Genomic DNA, 13,623 nt, shown 5'->3' on the forward strand with positions numbered 1-13,623 from the left:
AGGTGCTTGCTGCAGAGTTTCGCCAACGTTTTTTACTGCAAAGGGCCGCAGCAGCCGGCGCGATACTGCATAGCGATCAACATCAGGCGGCGGTGTTGATCCCCATTATTGATTACGGCGACAAGCTGCATGTGCTGTTTACCCAGCGTGCGCTGCACTTGCGCCATCACCCGGGGCAAATCAGCTTTCCCGGTGGCCGTATTGAACCAGGTGAACAAAGCCATAATGCGGCTTTGCGAGAGGCGCACGAAGAAATTGGCTTAGCTCCTGCCGCGGTTGAACTACTGGGCCGGCTGCCGCTACAAAGCACCAGCACCGGTTTTACTATTCAGCCCTGGGTTGGCATGCTGCAACCGCAGCGCAGTTGGTTATTGCAAGCCGATGAAGTGGCCGGCATTTTTGAAGTGCCGTTAACGCATTTTTTGCAGCAGGAAAACCGCCATCAGTTCAGCCTGCCGCTGCGTGGTAAGGTGCAGCAACTGCATGCAATGCCTTATCAGGACAAATTTATCTGGGGCGCAACCGCAGCCATTTTGCACCGGTTGTGCTTGCAACTTGCCTGAGTGTAAATTTTACGATACGCAAACATACTCCCTGACGAGAAAGCGGCTTGCTCTAAGCTAACCGTTGAAGCCCCGGACGGGCTGAGACGCCCCCCCAGGGATGGGTTTACGGCGTGTTGGCGTGAGCAAGCCGGTTTCTCTTCGAAGAAATACCGCTTTGCAGTTGGCTGTTTTACGCTGCTGTAATAAACGCCGACCAGTTACCAACTCACTTACAGAACACAGCGCCTTCCGTTACAATGGCGCCATTATGCTAACCACCCGGCAGAATTTATTATGATTATCAGCGCTTTTGATATGTTCAGTATCGGCATAGGGCCGTCCAGCTCACATACTGTAGGCCCGATGCGGGCAGCGAAAAAATTTACCGACGATTTAACCAACAACAACCTGCTCGACAGCGTTACCGCCGTTAAAGTAGAGCTGTTCGGCTCACTAGGCCAAACCGGTATTGGCCACGGCACCGGCAAAGCAGTAATCCTAGGCCTGGCCGGCTACCTGCCGGAAACAGTCGACCCCGACGCGGTACCCGGCTTGTTAAAGCAAGTCAGTGACGAGCAGCAAATCCGGCTGGCAAAAGTAAAACCGGTTAGCTTCCCGCGTGAAGGCGCCATTGTATTTCACCGGCGTAAAACCTTAAAAGAGCACTCCAATGGCATGGAGTTAGTTGCCTATGATAAAGACAAAAACATCGTGCTACGCGATGTTTATTTCTCTATCGGTGGTGGTTTTATAGTAAAAGCCGAAGACTTTGCCAAAGAAAAAGAGGCGGCCAGCCAGTTTGCTGCTGATAACCCGCCACCGTTTCCGTTTGAATCGGGCGCAGAGCTGTTAGCCCTTTGCAAAGAACATGGCCTGTCGATTGCCGGATTGATGCTGGAAAACGAAAAAGTGCTGCGCAGCCCGGCGCAAATTACCGACGAGCTTAACAATATCTGGTTAACCATGCGCGCCTGTATTGAGCGTGGCATAAAAACCGAAGGCATATTGCCGGGCGGGTTAAAAGTAAAACGCCGCGCACCGGCGTTATACAAAAAACTGATGGCGGAAAAAAGTAACGATCCGCTGCAGGTAATGGACTGGGTAAACCTGTTCGCACTGGCCGTTAACGAAGAGAACGCTGCCGGTGGCCGCGTGGTTACCGCGCCCACTAACGGTGCCGCCGGTATTATTCCGGCGGTATTAATGTACTACGATAAATTTATTCAGCCGGTTACCCCGGATATCGCCGTGCAGTATCTGTTAACCGCGGCCGCTATCGGCATTTTATATAAGAAAAATGCGTCTATCTCCGGTGCCGAAGTGGGTTGTCAGGGCGAAGTGGGCGTAGCCTGCTCTATGGCTGCTGCCGCGTTAACTGAAATTCAGGGCGGCACACCGTTGCATGTCGAAAACGCTGCTGAAATTGGTATGGAGCATAACCTGGGGCTAACCTGCGATCCGGTAGGCGGTTTGGTACAGGTGCCCTGTATTGAACGCAACGCCATGGGCTCGATTAAAGCCATTAATGCCTCAAGGTTGGCACTGCGTGGTAGTGGCGATCAAAAGGTATCACTGGATAAAGTGATTAAGACCATGTGGGATACCGGTAAAGATATGCAAACCAAATACAAAGAAACCTCACGCGGTGGCCTGGCAGTCAATATTATCGAGTGTTAGCCCGGTTGTATCTGGTTACAATTTAAGCTCAGTGCAAGGTTGAAAAAGTAGCTAACGACAACCACACTTGGCTTAACTGTGACACGGAGTATTGCTATGAGTAACACTGTCAGATGGAGTACATTAAGTCTGCTGTTAATTGCAGCCTTGGTTTGTTACCTGCTCGGCTTTCACAACAGCTCAGGCATATTGATTGTCGCTGGGGTGTTTTTTGAAGGTTGCTTTTGGTTTAAATTTTTAACATCACCAAAAGGGAAAGCGCTGTTATAAACAGCGCTTGCCTACCTTAAGCAGGCTTTTTCGCCCATGCTGCGCACCAGCCTTCGCTGTTCACCAGTTTGCCCGGAAAAATACCACATGGCCGCCAGACGTCGCCGGCATTGCCTTGTACTAGCATACAATTGGCACAGTGTTGCCCTTCTTTTGCCGACTTGTGTACATATTGCAGTGCTTTAGCCTGCGGGTTTTCAGGATCGACCTGCTCAGCCGCTACGGCATTTAAGCTAATACCGCCGACACCCAAACCAACTAAGCCTCCGGCTGATAATTTTAAAAAACGTCGTCTACTGGTTGTCATAATGATTCCTCTGATGTTGTTATTTACTGCCAAGCACGAAATTCTGTGTTGTTGTTATTCAATGCTGATACTGTGAAAAATAGCTTTTGGTTTAATTTGCGCGCTGCTTAAAAAACCAAACCAAAGCCGGGCTGTCTCGTATTGGTTACAACAAAACGGCAATAACGCCGCCATCAGAGATCTGACATGAGTAATACCGTTATTATCACCGGTGCAGCACAGCGGCTTGGCCTGCATTGCGCGCTGGCATTAAAACACGCTGGCTACAATGTGATAGCAACCTGGCGCACAGAAAAACCCGGTTTAGCACAGCTGCGTGACGCCGGAGTACAGTGCGTGCAACTGGATGTGACAGACAACACACAGCTAACCGATTTTATTGCCCAGATCAAACAACAACACAACAGCTTAAGGGCACTGATCCACAATGCATCAGAATGGAAAAAAGATTTACCGCAAAGCGACAATACGGTTACTGCGCTGACCGGCGACAGCGCAGTATATGATGCTATGCAAGCGGTACATGCCAAAGCACCTTACTTGCTCAACCGGGCTTTGGCACCGCTGCTACAGGCCAATGACGGCATTAGCGATATTATCCACCTGACAGACTATGTCGCCAGCACTGGCAGCGCTAAACATATGGCTTATGCTGCATCTAAGGCGGCACTGGAGAATCTGACACTCAGCTTTGCCAAGGCACTGGCCCCTAAGGTAAAAGTCAATGCCATAGCCCCTGCTTTGCTAATGTTTAACAACGATGACGATAATGAGTACCGTGAAAAAGCGCTGAAAAAGTCATTGCTGCAAATAGAGCCGGGAGCAAACGAAATGACAAACACAGTAATGTACCTGCTTAACAGCCGTTACATCACCGGTAGAGTGCTTGCGCTGGACGGCGGAAGGCCCTTAACGGGCAACTAGGCAGCAAAGGCCGGCTTTATGGCAGCGGAAAAATCATCCTGCTGCAGTACTAGGTGAAGCAGCGCCGTTCTGCTATCATTACCGGCTGTTTGTTAACCCGCCTTACCACCGTTAACAGGCAGCCTATACTGATACCGCTTTGCTTGTGCAGGAACTCTTATGATTAACCACTTTCGCGTACTTGGTGTAAAAACCAATGCCAGCGATGACGATATTAAAAAAGCCTATAAGCGCTTCGCCAATAAGTATCACCCGGACAAACTGCATGGCCTGACTGACGACGAAAAAGATCAGGCCGCAACACAGTTACAACGGGTAAAGGCCGCTTATGAGGTGTTATCTGATGCAAAACAAAAAGCTGCTTTTATCAAAGATTTTAACAATGTTATTGTTACCGACCCCGCCTCTGCCATGCAGGAGCTGTGGGATCAGTACTATTCATAAAACATCATGGTCGTGAACAGGTTATGGCAAACAAACTGAATATGGCGCGCATTCGCGCACTGCAAACTGATGCGCTGGAAAATATTGAATCCTACATGGACCCAGACACACCCAAAGCGCTGGAGCAATTTACTGCAAAGATGAAAGCCATTTTACTGGCTGATCCACAAATGCTTGAATCCGTACCCGAGTATTTGCCAATGGCATTATATGGCCGGGTCAAGTTTCCGCCAGCGGCCAAAACGCAGTGGCAACAGTGGTTAAATAGCAGTACAGCACCACTTTGGGACGAGTTTAAAACCTCAGTAGCCTTTAACACCGCCGACGTTGAGCTGGTAAAGGCTATTCGCGCTTATTCTGAAGCACAGTTAATCGAAGCCTGCGCCGTACTGTTTTTACTTGAAGGTGGCAAAATTACTGCCAAACGCCGTAACGGTAGCGAAACCTATAACGAAGATCCAAGCTACGATACCGATGATGACGAAGAGACAGACAGCTACCACAGCGACTACGACAGCGACGATTACGGCAATGATGACGACAGCGACGAAGAAGGTTACGACGATCAGTACGACGACATTCGCTTTAACGGAGAAAAACCTTAATGACGACTAACTTAATTGAGATTGCCGTAGCAGAAATTAAACAGCTGGCCGTAGTAGAGCCCAAACAAGCCAGCAAAAAATTTGAGCTGATTGCCAACACCATGAGTGATGAGCAACTGGTAGAAGTTATTGAAAATATAGACATTGTTACGCTTACCCAAATTAACAGCGAACATGACCTTTCCTTTCCTTCTATTATCTCTGAGCTGATGACACCCGAGCGCATCCGCGATATCGTCTGCCAGCAGCCGTTGTACTGGGAAGAAAAAATCAAAAATAATGCTGAAGAGCTCAAGCAGCATACCTTTGATTTTTTAACTTATTTAATCCGCACTCAGGATAACGAAGACAAACAAGCCGCCATTTTAGAATGCATAGCAGAAGACCCTGCCGGGCTGTTTTATTTATCTATTCCGTTTATTGAAATTTACCGCGGCGAACAGATTGCCGATGAAGACTTTTATGCCGACACCCTGCACGAAGAAGAAGAAGATTTAGAAGAAGCCCTCAGCTACACCGAGCGGCAAATAACCGAAGACGCACACGGCCTGGGCTTTGACGATCCGCGCAGTTTGCTGGCTTTGATCCGCCAGCTAGCACCGCAGGTAGAGCAAGCGATTAAAGCACTTATTCGCAACGAAAACTCCGGCTGGGAAGGTATTATCAGTAAGTTCGCCACCGAACTGGTGATGCAGGCAAAAGAGAAAAACCAGGCCACAGACGAATACGCCGAAGTAGACGACATGTTTAGCTTTCTCGACTAAGGAATAACGTCATGCAGTTAATGCTACGCGATGGCAGCTTTGGCCCGTTTTTAACCCAGGTTATCAGCAAAGCACAAGCCGACGACAAGCTCAGCAGTAATGATTTACAGCAAATTAAAAGCAAAGCTGTGCTGATGAGCTTAAAATTTGCCGATAAATTCTACAATAAATACAAAATGCACCTGCTGGAACAAGCGGCGCACGATATTATCGGCGTAGTCAGCTTGGGCTTGCTGGAGCTTAGCGATAATGACCCAGAGCGTGCGCTAACACTGCTGCTGGCGCCGGAAGGCGTGGTAAAGCCGTTTCAAAAAGGCTGGAACATGCTAAGCACCGTCAGCAAGAAAACCGGTAAAAACTCGCTGTATGGCGATGTGGAAGAACAACTGCTGCAAAGCATTGCCACCCCGCCCGACGCTGAAGAATGGAGCGGCTGGGCACAGTACCAGCAGGCACTGAAAGATCATCGTCGCACTCAATCAATGCAGTTACTGCAGCAGCAGTTTTACGCCCGCAGCCACTTTGACGAATTTGAGCACTTCAGCTTAGAAGAAGTGCTGGCCGAAGTGGTATTTTACCGCGCGCTTACCGGCGGCGATAAAGTACGCCAGGATTTAAAAAAGCGTATCCGCAATATTGAGCTGCAACCGCACTGGTTTAACGACACCTTTTTCCAGCTACAAACCGAAGCCACTTTGGCAGAGCTACCCGCAGCCAATGCCGACGCGATACGAGCAGACTTAGGCCAGCATTTTATTCCGGCACTGCTGCGAACCTTAAAATTCGCCAAAGACTATAAAACCATGGCACACACCGATGCCTCACCGGAAAAGCTCGACGCCTTTGAAGGCAAGCAAGGCTTAAGTAACCCGCTACTCGGCTGGCCGCAGTATTTAGAGCTATAAGCCGCGGCTCGCCGCGCAGCCAGGAAGAACCAAAGCATAATGAATAAACATCTTTGCCATATGGCAACTGCCACACTACTGAGTCTGTTACCGCTACACAGCGCTAACGCCAACACCGAAGACACCACAGCAGACGTATTGCGCGTTGCCTTACCCGCTGTAGCATGGGGTATGACGCAATACTTTGACGATGATGAAGGCAGCAAGCAATTTTACTATAGCTTCGCCACTACCGTGCTAAGCACCTATGCGCTTAAAACAGCGATTCATAAAAACCGGCCCGACGGCTCAGACGATGACGCCTTTCCTTCAGGCCATGCGGCTATGGCATTTCAGGGCGCAGCCTTTATGCAGCGCCGTTATGGTTGGAAATACGGTGCACCAGCGTATGCGCTGGCAACCTATGTCGGCTATAGCCGGGTAAACAATGATCATCACGACACCGGCGACGTACTGGCCGGTGCGCTAATCGGCATCGCCGCCAGTTACTGGTTCGCCGAACCGTTTTATGGCGTGCAAATTACGCCAACTGCCGGCATAAATGGCGTGGGTTTGCAGCTAACTGCAAAATGGTAAACCCAACAAATATCCGACTGTAGTTAGTGCCACGGGTAAGCTTTCACCCTGCATCCAGCCTGTAAATATGGTCAGAAAAATAGTTACCGCCAATACAATGCGCGTTGGCGATAATGCTTTGCAACGCAAAGCCGCATTTGGTTAATACCTTTTCCGATGCGGCATTGCCTTCTGTTACCAATGCCTGGTAACGGTTTATCTGCTGCGTGTCCGTTGCCCAGTCAATCAAGCCCTGCAGAGATTCCGCCGCATACCCCTTGCCATAGAATTCCGGTAGAAACAGATAACCCACTTCGGCAACACCGTCTTGCAATTGTAAGCCGGTGACGCCAAATTCTGCCCCGGTAGCTCTGTCAGCCACCACCAGTCCAAGCCAGTTGTCGCTGTCTGGCGTCCAGGGCTTAAGCCGCGCGTTAAATTTTTGTCTTATTATATCTTGCGGCGGCACATCAAAGCACAGCGCCACTATTTGCGCTTCGGTATGCAAGCGTAAAAACAACGGCCAGTGCTGCTGTTGCAGCGGGCTGAGGATTAAGCGGTTTGTTTCGATGTTTATCAACCGATTTTCCATTAGTATTTGGCTAACATCAGCAATGAGTTACGTTAAGCGGCCGCGCAGTTATCTAAACTGACGTAGTTGAATATGGTTGCCATCTGAATCTGCGATATTGCACACGGAAAATAGCGGATTAGACCATAAGCCTTCAAATAACCGGCCACCCAGCTCTTTTGCTTTTAGCTTTGCTTCTTCAATATTATCAACGGTTAAAAACAATTTTACGCTATTAAAATCTGGCTGCGGCATTGTTGCCGGTGGCGTATGAATAACAATGTTAAAGCCATCTTTAACAAGACTAATCAGCTCAGTTGTCTCCCTGATCACTTCCATAGCAAAAAGCTCTTTGTAAAACTTGGCCAGATTTTTTATGTCGTTTGAATAAACTAAAGCACCATGTTTTGCCGGGGCCTTCATGAAATCCCCTCAAAGGTTGAAATTAAAATACGTTATAGCGCTGCGTGGTTATATAGCCTGCTTACACTGCACAGGCGTTTGAGGTGTGCATGGCTTTGGTGTGCTGTGGTGAAGGATCACTGGCCAATCTTCCATATAGTGCGGAATCAGAAACAATACCATTGATTTCCCAGCGCTGCCTCAGTAAGCCCTCTTGATAGAACCCAAGCTTTTCTAGTGCTTTTGCTGAGGACTGGTTATCCGGGTCGATTTCAGCCTCAATCCGGCGAAGGCCCAGAGAATTGAAGCCATATTGAATTAGTGCTTCACCAGCCTCAGTAATATAGCCCTTCCCCCAACAAGCCCGGCTTAAACCAAAACCGATTTCAGCCCGTTTCGATTCTTTGTCATAACTAAACAACATACATTTGCCAACCAACTCAGCGGTAGACTTAAGATATACGCCAAGCACCAGTGATTCTTGACGCTGCATCGCATCGTTGCTGTTATCTACGAAACGATAAGCATCCTGAATGTCAGACCAGGGTGGTGTATTCCAGTACTTCATTACCTCAGGATCAGAAAATATTTGCAGTAAGCTGGCCGAATCAGCGGATACTAAAGGTTTCAATGTTAACCGCTCAGTTTCAATAACCGGGAAAAACAACACTTCTGACATTCATTGCTCCATTTTTGCCACTGTTCTTACCGCAGTGGCCCTTAACGCTCAAAACTGCGGTGTTATCAGTTTTTTGTTACTTTACCGGTTAAAAGGCGCACAGCCTTTACAACGGCTGTCGCCCCTTCTTTGGGTTTAGCCTGAAGAATAAAGTGAGGGCCGTCAAGCTCTGCAAAGGTAATGTCGCTGTATGCTTGTACAAACTCCAGCCTTTTCCGCCGATGTACCAGCATATCGTGTTCAGCGCCAATATATACCGCCGGAACGGCCGACTTAAAGCCGTCATATTTTGCCTGTGCTATGACTTTAAGCCTTAATTTAAGAGCGCGAACCGGAGCGGCATCTATAGCGCGTCTGAACAACTCAACTTCTTTATTGCCAGCGTCTTTCCCCAGAAAAAAAAGCCTGTAGACGATGCCGGAAAACGGCAGATGGGCTAAATGGCGTATTGGTAACCACGAGGCAAAGTGCGCCATCAACTTTTTTGGCGCCGATAAGAACGAAGCAACAAAAATTATGCCTGTTAAATGCGGTACCAGCTGCTGTGATAGCTGTGCGGCAATGCCGCCTGAGAATGACTCGGCAATGAGAATAAAATCCTCATCCGGAAGGCGCTTTAATATGTACTCTGACAGAGACTTGTAATCTTGTGCACCTTCATCTGGTAACGGTAGAACCATTACCTCTATGCCCTGAATATTTGCCAGCAGCGCGCCAAACAGCATTCCGGTTCCATCCATTCCGGGTAATAGCACTAACTTCAATTTTTATTGCCTTTTAACGTAATGCACCATGCCAACGAACCCCCTTGCGGATTGGCATCGGCTACTTTTTGGTCGTTGTGCAACAACGCATATTACAATCTCCGCTACCCATTGTTGCACCAGTTGTTTTGGCTGTATATGGCAAGAACTAGTTTGGGATCACTGATGTCTCGTGTGCAACTACATCACGGCTTTATTTGTGCTGAACAGGCAAAAGCTTCAGCAGTTGCCATTGGCAAGCAATTGCCGATTCTCTCGCCAGCACAAGATGAAGCGCTGATACGAAAGGCCGGTTTTTCAAACATCAGTACCTTTTATATTGGATTAGGATTCAGAGGCTGGGTGGCCTATGCCTGACAACAAACCTTTTAAGTATTCTGCTAATAAACCAACTCAATATCTACACTGTTTAGCAGCCTGACAGCTTCATCGCGGCTGAATTTTGCTTTGCTTATTTTGTTGTTAAAGATATCAATATCGTAATTAGTGGCTTCAGAGAAATCGGCACCAGACAGATCCGTTTTGCCAAATAAACTATTGCTGAAATCGGTATAGGTGAAAACCGCCCGGCAGAACCTGCCATCCCTGAAATCAACATCATGAGCTTTGCATTCTTCAATAACTATTTCGTCCAGGCTAAGGCCAAAAAAAGATGAATCATTAATAATGCATTTATTGAACTTGAGTGACACTGAAAAAACTAACCGCGGCCATGCGGCCCGCGTCCAATCAACACCAACCAATTTGCACTCTTCAAACACAACATCAGTAAACTGGCTTTGAGCAACCTTTATCACGCTTAAATTACAGCGGCTGAAGGTGCATTCAATAAAGCGACATTGTTTGAACGTAGTGTCGGTAAAGTTGCAATCCTGAAAGTGACAATCTTCAAATTCAATATTGCAAATTTCCTGGTTTATCGCAGATAACTTGCTGAATACTTTTGAAAGCTGTTCTTTCTCGTTGTTAAGTACTGTTTGCATGTTAGCTCAACGCCCGAATATAAATATTTTGGTTATTTGTCAGTATTACACCAACCCTGCTTTTCCGGTATATCTGGCACCGCATCGTTCAGGGGATCACGTTGTAATCAAACTCTTCTGTTTCTAATACCTCAAATGCGATCGCGCGGATACTGGCATTATTATTGTCGCATAACCGGGTTGAGGTTATTTTGCCGTGACGACGGGTAACAATACCGGCATGAAACTCGGCATCGTGCGGCTCGCCCGGTGTGAAATTGGTTCTTCGCATGCTGTCAAAAACCAGGTATTCGTAACCGGAATTGTTAAAGCGAATAATATTTGCCCCACCGCCAGAGAATCCGGCGCTAGACAGAAAAAACTTGCCCTGTGGCGCTACTTTTATTGCAGGGTAAGTCAGTTCAATCTTGCCGGGCTGCCCAAAACGGTATTGCACATAGCCGCTGGTGCTGTTGACATCCGCAGATGCGCATACAGACAACAGCTTGTGTTTTATTTCACAAGCGAAAATAACTTGCTCATCGGCGCGGCACAGGGATGCGGGTTCATAAGCCGACAGTGTAGGGCTTATCAGTGACACCAGCAGACAAATAAGCCGCCGCATATTGCCTGCTATTTCAGCTTGGGCAGAAACGATAAATCGACGTAGTATTTTGCCGGGTTGCCCTGAGCGATAAATACTCTGATTGTGTCCTGCTTGATATAAGCAGATGGGTCAAACCACAGATTATTACTTTTAAAGATATGAATATCAGACGTGGCCGGGTTTTGCCATTGCGTTAACACCCGAAACGGGTGTTTGCCATTTACAGACAACGCCGTATTCTGCTCAACGCTCTGGTACTGGGTTTCTATTGCCACGCCACTGTTTTTTAGCATTTCATCCTGCCGGCCTTTTAACGCGATAAACACAATAATGCCGGCGCCTACCAGAAAAAATGCCGCGCCCATACCTGCTAAAATAAGCGCAACGCCCCACAGCGAAAAGAAGTCATTAATTTTTGCATCTGATGGCCGCGCGGCCTGATAAAGCACTTCTACCTGCTCGCCTTCGGCATAACGTGCCGGATTACTACCGGCAGATGGGGCAAACTCAATGATCTGGCCGTTCTGAGCAGTAAACTCAACTAAAGGCCGGTAACTAATAGAATCATTCGTGCGCGATACCAACAGCTCCACCACAACTCCTTCTGCCGTTGCAGCCTCTTTTAAAAATGAGCTGGTACTGTTGTAAACAAAAAACGCCCCCGCCAGCATAGCGAAGCCAACTAAAGTGAATAAATATTTAACGATTGCAATGACTTTCATGTTTGATCCCAGTATGTACTTTGTATTATTACCCGCGGTTAATCTTTTACACAGGCGTTATCAATAACGGCAGCAGAAATATCCGCCGTAAGATAGTTTTGTGCTTCTGCTGCTGATATCGCTATATGGTCAAACAGCAGCCCGTCACCGGTAACGGTTAACGTACGCGATTCACAAGCTATTGCGACGGGCACGGCTAAGCTGCCGGATTTCCCTTCGCGCTGTAATTTAAGCTTTGTTCTGCCAACCAGATCGCCTTCAAGATACCACTCATCAAAATAAGGGCCGCCGACCATATCACGGTAAACAAAGTTGGCATCTGGCTTAAAGCTGCCGGTTTTTGCAGTAAGTTTCAGTTCACGGTTAAGTTGAGGCGGCAGGCGCAACCAACCCAGCACGCGGCTATTACCCAACCGGTAGCCGCTATCTTGCTGGGTAAGCGGTATCGCCTCACGGGAAGAATACACCGGCCCCGCATTTTGCTGCGCGACCACAACAGCATACGGGTTCACCTGCGCCACAATAGCTACATGGCCATAGGGGTTAAATAACGACGGGCCATAAACAATAATATCGTCCGGCGCCGGCATGGTGGTACCGCCGTTATGGTATTGCAGTAAAGCGCGTTGTTCATTTAAGGCGCCATCAGGCAGGGTTTGGTCAAAAAATGTTTTGGCGTGCCCGTAAGAATCTGGCATCTGATGGCCAAACCTTTCATAGTAATAGCGTTTTACAAACTCGATACACTGGTACCTGATGCCTAGGTTGTAGCCACCCGTGGATAAGTTTCTGCCATGCGACTGATTTACCCCACCGTTATAGTAAATAGCCACGCCGTTTAAATCATCAATCTGCGTACCCGGCGAAACACTACTGCCCAGCGGCACTCGGGTAATAAGCTGATAGGCGCCAAACGCTGCCGCGGCAACCACCAGCAAGCTGCCGGCTATTTTTATGGTTTTATGCATACACATCTCATCTTTTGATTAAGCAACCTGCTTTATCCTTTGCCCTGCTTTGTCATTTGCAAGTAGCCCAATCCGCAGTTAACAGTTTTAACCTTTGCTAACGGCTTATCACGGGTGTTTGATATACCACTGCAGGTACTCCACTCTTTTTTGCGTGTACTGCAGTAAACATGCGGTGTAAATGGTGCCAAAGCCACTGCCTAATCTGGAGTCAAACGTCTCAAAGTTACAGCCGGTATCACGCGACTTAAGCCAGGCTCTTTGCGCCTGTTTAAGGTAGTTGTATTGTGATTCAGCGCTCTGCCCGTCAGCTTTGTATCGGTCTATCAACTTTTTGTAAGCGGTATTTAGCTCGGTATCTGATTTTTTCAGTTCAGCGGTTAAACAGTCGTACATCTGTGCTTCGGTAGCCGCGTTATTGCACGGTGTAGCTGTTGCAGGCGTCGCTACTGCTATGGTGGTAAAGATAAACATTGCACTGGCTGCTATCGCTATTTTTCCAGACATAATTCTTCTGTTCTTTCGCTTAATAGCCGGCCCGGGTTAATACGGCACATAGTTATTCAGTTCTTTAATTCTTTGTTCTGCCCGCTGTTGTTGGCAAGTAAAATACATCGTTTTGCCAATAATGGCGGAGCTATGCATAGCGTGCACAGTGTCACAATCGGCATCTCTGAATTTTATCCAGGCCCGCTGCGCTGTTAGCAGCTTTTTTCTGTACTGTGTGTAGTTGTCCTGCGCTGTGTCAGGCTGCGTCAGTTGCTCTACCAGCTTGTGGTAACTTTCGTTTAGCTGCGCTTCCGTTTTATCCCGCGCAATAAGTGCACAGTGCTCCACCTGCAGCGCAGAGTAGGCTGCAGTGCAATCTATTTCAGATGATATTTCTGCATAGGAATTAACACAGCACAGCAGTAGTAAAGTAAACAGCAGACGTAAAGTCATCACTAACCCT

At 47.9% G+C, this 13,623-nt stretch carries 21 protein-coding genes; 10 read left to right on the forward strand and 11 right to left on the reverse strand.

The genetic code is table 11. The annotated features are described in order from the left end of the window. The first annotated feature begins 2 nt into the window (after positions 1–2). The 3 genes from MJX74_RS06315 (at position 3) to MJX74_RS06325 (ending at position 2,492) form a co-directional block, all read left to right on the forward strand. Complete coding sequence (locus MJX74_RS06315) at positions 3–563, forward strand: CoA pyrophosphatase (protein WP_240221789.1); 561 nt, start codon at positions 3–5, stop codon at positions 561–563. Between the two features lie 276 nt (positions 564–839). Further along, positions 840–2,222 (forward strand): L-serine ammonia-lyase, encoded by a 1,383-nt coding sequence (locus tag MJX74_RS06320; RefSeq protein ID WP_275692693.1) that lies wholly within the window; start codon positions 840–842, stop codon positions 2,220–2,222. A 96-nt stretch (positions 2,223–2,318) separates the two neighbouring features. Further along, on the forward strand, positions 2,319–2,492 hold the full coding sequence (locus MJX74_RS06325; protein WP_240221790.1) for a hypothetical protein: 174 nt from the start codon (positions 2,319–2,321) through the stop codon (positions 2,490–2,492). A gap of 16 nt (positions 2,493–2,508) precedes the next feature. Here MJX74_RS06325 and MJX74_RS06330 read toward each other — a convergent pair whose 3' ends face one another. Continuing rightward, complete coding sequence (locus tag MJX74_RS06330) at positions 2,509–2,799, reverse strand: high-potential iron-sulfur protein (protein WP_240221791.1); 291 nt, start codon at positions 2,797–2,799, stop codon at positions 2,509–2,511. Positions 2,800–2,985: 186 nt separating this feature from the next. Between MJX74_RS06330 and folM the strand changes: the two genes are divergently transcribed. The 6 genes from folM (at position 2,986) to MJX74_RS06360 (ending at position 7,017) form a co-directional block, all read left to right on the forward strand. Further along, positions 2,986–3,723: a dihydromonapterin reductase gene (gene folM / locus MJX74_RS06335; RefSeq protein WP_240221792.1), complete on the forward strand. Its 738-nt coding sequence runs from the start codon at positions 2,986–2,988 to the stop codon at positions 3,721–3,723. A 159-nt stretch (positions 3,724–3,882) separates the two neighbouring features. Next, entirely contained in the window at positions 3,883–4,167 is a 285-nt protein-coding gene (gene atcJ, locus MJX74_RS06340) for a cold adaptation protein ActJcold adaptation protein ActJ (RefSeq protein ID WP_240221793.1), read from the forward strand. Positions 4,168–4,190: 23 nt separating this feature from the next. Further along, complete coding sequence (gene atcA / locus MJX74_RS06345; protein ID WP_240221794.1) at positions 4,191–4,772, forward strand: cold adaptation protein AtcA; 582 nt, start codon at positions 4,191–4,193, stop codon at positions 4,770–4,772. Then, entirely contained in the window at positions 4,772–5,536 is a 765-nt protein-coding gene (gene atcB, locus MJX74_RS06350; protein WP_068235569.1) for a cold adaptation protein AtcB, read from the forward strand. Before atcA ends, atcB begins: the two co-directional genes overlap by 1 nt. Positions 5,537–5,547: 11 nt before the next feature. Continuing rightward, positions 5,548–6,441 (forward strand): cold adaptation protein AtcC, encoded by an 894-nt coding sequence (gene atcC, locus MJX74_RS06355; RefSeq protein WP_240221795.1) that lies wholly within the window; start codon positions 5,548–5,550, stop codon positions 6,439–6,441. Between the two features lie 39 nt (positions 6,442–6,480). After that, on the forward strand, positions 6,481–7,017 hold the full coding sequence (locus MJX74_RS06360) for a phosphatase PAP2 family protein (protein WP_240221796.1): 537 nt from the start codon (positions 6,481–6,483) through the stop codon (positions 7,015–7,017). Between the two features lie 43 nt (positions 7,018–7,060). Here MJX74_RS06360 and MJX74_RS06365 read toward each other — a convergent pair whose 3' ends face one another. The 4 genes from MJX74_RS06365 to MJX74_RS06380 form a co-directional block, all read right to left on the reverse strand. Then, positions 7,061–7,576, reverse strand: coding sequence for a GNAT family N-acetyltransferase (locus tag MJX74_RS06365; RefSeq protein WP_240221798.1), 516 nt, complete (start codon positions 7,574–7,576; stop codon positions 7,061–7,063). A 60-nt stretch (positions 7,577–7,636) separates the two neighbouring features. Further along, the gene (locus MJX74_RS06370) at positions 7,637–7,990 is read right to left on the reverse strand and encodes a VOC family protein (RefSeq protein WP_240221800.1); all 354 of its coding nucleotides are present in this window, start codon (positions 7,988–7,990) and stop codon (positions 7,637–7,639) included. Between the two features lie 61 nt (positions 7,991–8,051). Further along, entirely contained in the window at positions 8,052–8,648 is a 597-nt protein-coding gene (locus MJX74_RS06375) for a GNAT family N-acetyltransferase (RefSeq protein WP_240221802.1), read from the reverse strand. Between the two features lie 65 nt (positions 8,649–8,713). Then, a complete protein-coding gene (locus tag MJX74_RS06380) occupies positions 8,714–9,412 on the reverse strand; it encodes an alpha/beta hydrolase family protein (RefSeq protein ID WP_275692694.1) in 699 nt (232 codons plus the stop codon). A 165-nt stretch (positions 9,413–9,577) separates the two neighbouring features. Here MJX74_RS06380 and MJX74_RS06385 point away from each other — a divergent pair, with 165 nt between their 5' ends. Next, positions 9,578–9,769 carry a hypothetical protein gene (locus MJX74_RS06385; RefSeq protein ID WP_240221804.1) on the forward strand — a complete coding sequence of 64 codons (192 nt, stop codon included), beginning with the start codon at positions 9,578–9,580 and terminating at the stop codon, positions 9,767–9,769. A 23-nt stretch (positions 9,770–9,792) separates the two neighbouring features. Here the strand turns inward: MJX74_RS06385 and MJX74_RS06390 are convergent, their stop codons facing one another. The 6 genes from MJX74_RS06390 to MJX74_RS06415 form a co-directional block, all read right to left on the reverse strand. Beyond that, positions 9,793–10,395, reverse strand: coding sequence for a pentapeptide repeat-containing protein (locus tag MJX74_RS06390; protein WP_240221806.1), 603 nt, complete (start codon positions 10,393–10,395; stop codon positions 9,793–9,795). 88 nt (positions 10,396–10,483) lie between these two features. Further along, a complete protein-coding gene (locus MJX74_RS06395) occupies positions 10,484–10,999 on the reverse strand; it encodes a hypothetical protein (RefSeq protein ID WP_240221808.1) in 516 nt (171 codons plus the stop codon). A gap of 8 nt (positions 11,000–11,007) precedes the next feature. Beyond that, the gene (locus tag MJX74_RS06400) at positions 11,008–11,703 is read right to left on the reverse strand and encodes a DUF3592 domain-containing protein (RefSeq protein WP_240221810.1); all 696 of its coding nucleotides are present in this window, start codon (positions 11,701–11,703) and stop codon (positions 11,008–11,010) included. 38 nt (positions 11,704–11,741) lie between these two features. After that, on the reverse strand, positions 11,742–12,671 hold the full coding sequence (locus MJX74_RS06405) for a CHAP domain-containing protein (RefSeq protein WP_240221812.1): 930 nt from the start codon (positions 12,669–12,671) through the stop codon (positions 11,742–11,744). Positions 12,672–12,779: 108 nt separating this feature from the next. Next, positions 12,780–13,178, reverse strand: a complete 399-nt coding sequence (locus tag MJX74_RS06410; RefSeq protein WP_240221814.1) for a lysozyme inhibitor LprI family protein — start codon at positions 13,176–13,178, stop codon at positions 12,780–12,782. Between the two features lie 36 nt (positions 13,179–13,214). Beyond that, entirely contained in the window at positions 13,215–13,613 is a 399-nt protein-coding gene (locus tag MJX74_RS06415) for a lysozyme inhibitor LprI family protein (RefSeq protein ID WP_240221816.1), read from the reverse strand. Positions 13,614–13,623 lie beyond the last annotated feature (10 nt).

It is taken from the genome of Rheinheimera hassiensis, from assembly GCF_022436675.1.
Classification (GTDB): Bacteria; Pseudomonadota; Gammaproteobacteria; order Enterobacterales; family Alteromonadaceae; genus Alishewanella; species Alishewanella hassiensis.

What these genes read in the sequence shown, in the direction of transcription:
- MJX74_RS06415 (WP_240221816.1), bottom strand. Translation starts at nt 13,613, where the DNA reads ATGACTTTACGTCTGCTGTTTACTTTACTACTGCTGTGCTGTGTTAAT.
- MJX74_RS06375 (WP_240221802.1), bottom strand. Translation starts at nt 8,648, where the DNA reads ATGTCAGAAGTGTTGTTTTTCCCGGTTATTGAAACTGAGCGGTTAACA.
- MJX74_RS06360 (WP_240221796.1), top strand. Translation starts at nt 6,481, where the DNA reads ATGAATAAACATCTTTGCCATATGGCAACTGCCACACTACTGAGTCTG.
- MJX74_RS06395 (WP_240221808.1), bottom strand. Translation starts at nt 10,999, where the DNA reads ATGCGGCGGCTTATTTGTCTGCTGGTGTCACTGATAAGCCCTACACTG.
- MJX74_RS06405 (WP_240221812.1), bottom strand. Translation starts at nt 12,671, where the DNA reads ATGCATAAAACCATAAAAATAGCCGGCAGCTTGCTGGTGGTTGCCGCG.
- MJX74_RS06325 (WP_240221790.1), top strand. Translation starts at nt 2,319, where the DNA reads ATGAGTAACACTGTCAGATGGAGTACATTAAGTCTGCTGTTAATTGCA.
- MJX74_RS06390 (WP_240221806.1), bottom strand. Translation starts at nt 10,395, where the DNA reads ATGCAAACAGTACTTAACAACGAGAAAGAACAGCTTTCAAAAGTATTC.
- MJX74_RS06320 (WP_275692693.1), top strand. Translation starts at nt 840, where the DNA reads ATGATTATCAGCGCTTTTGATATGTTCAGTATCGGCATAGGGCCGTCC.
- MJX74_RS06385 (WP_240221804.1), top strand. Translation starts at nt 9,578, where the DNA reads ATGTCTCGTGTGCAACTACATCACGGCTTTATTTGTGCTGAACAGGCA.
- atcA (WP_240221794.1), top strand. Translation starts at nt 4,191, where the DNA reads ATGGCAAACAAACTGAATATGGCGCGCATTCGCGCACTGCAAACTGAT.
- folM (WP_240221792.1), top strand. Translation starts at nt 2,986, where the DNA reads ATGAGTAATACCGTTATTATCACCGGTGCAGCACAGCGGCTTGGCCTG.
- MJX74_RS06400 (WP_240221810.1), bottom strand. Translation starts at nt 11,703, where the DNA reads ATGAAAGTCATTGCAATCGTTAAATATTTATTCACTTTAGTTGGCTTC.
- MJX74_RS06330 (WP_240221791.1), bottom strand. Translation starts at nt 2,799, where the DNA reads ATGACAACCAGTAGACGACGTTTTTTAAAATTATCAGCCGGAGGCTTA.
- atcB (WP_068235569.1), top strand. Translation starts at nt 4,772, where the DNA reads ATGACGACTAACTTAATTGAGATTGCCGTAGCAGAAATTAAACAGCTG.
- atcJ (WP_240221793.1), top strand. Translation starts at nt 3,883, where the DNA reads ATGATTAACCACTTTCGCGTACTTGGTGTAAAAACCAATGCCAGCGAT.
- atcC (WP_240221795.1), top strand. Translation starts at nt 5,548, where the DNA reads ATGCAGTTAATGCTACGCGATGGCAGCTTTGGCCCGTTTTTAACCCAG.
- MJX74_RS06370 (WP_240221800.1), bottom strand. Translation starts at nt 7,990, where the DNA reads ATGAAGGCCCCGGCAAAACATGGTGCTTTAGTTTATTCAAACGACATA.
- MJX74_RS06410 (WP_240221814.1), bottom strand. Translation starts at nt 13,178, where the DNA reads ATGTCTGGAAAAATAGCGATAGCAGCCAGTGCAATGTTTATCTTTACC.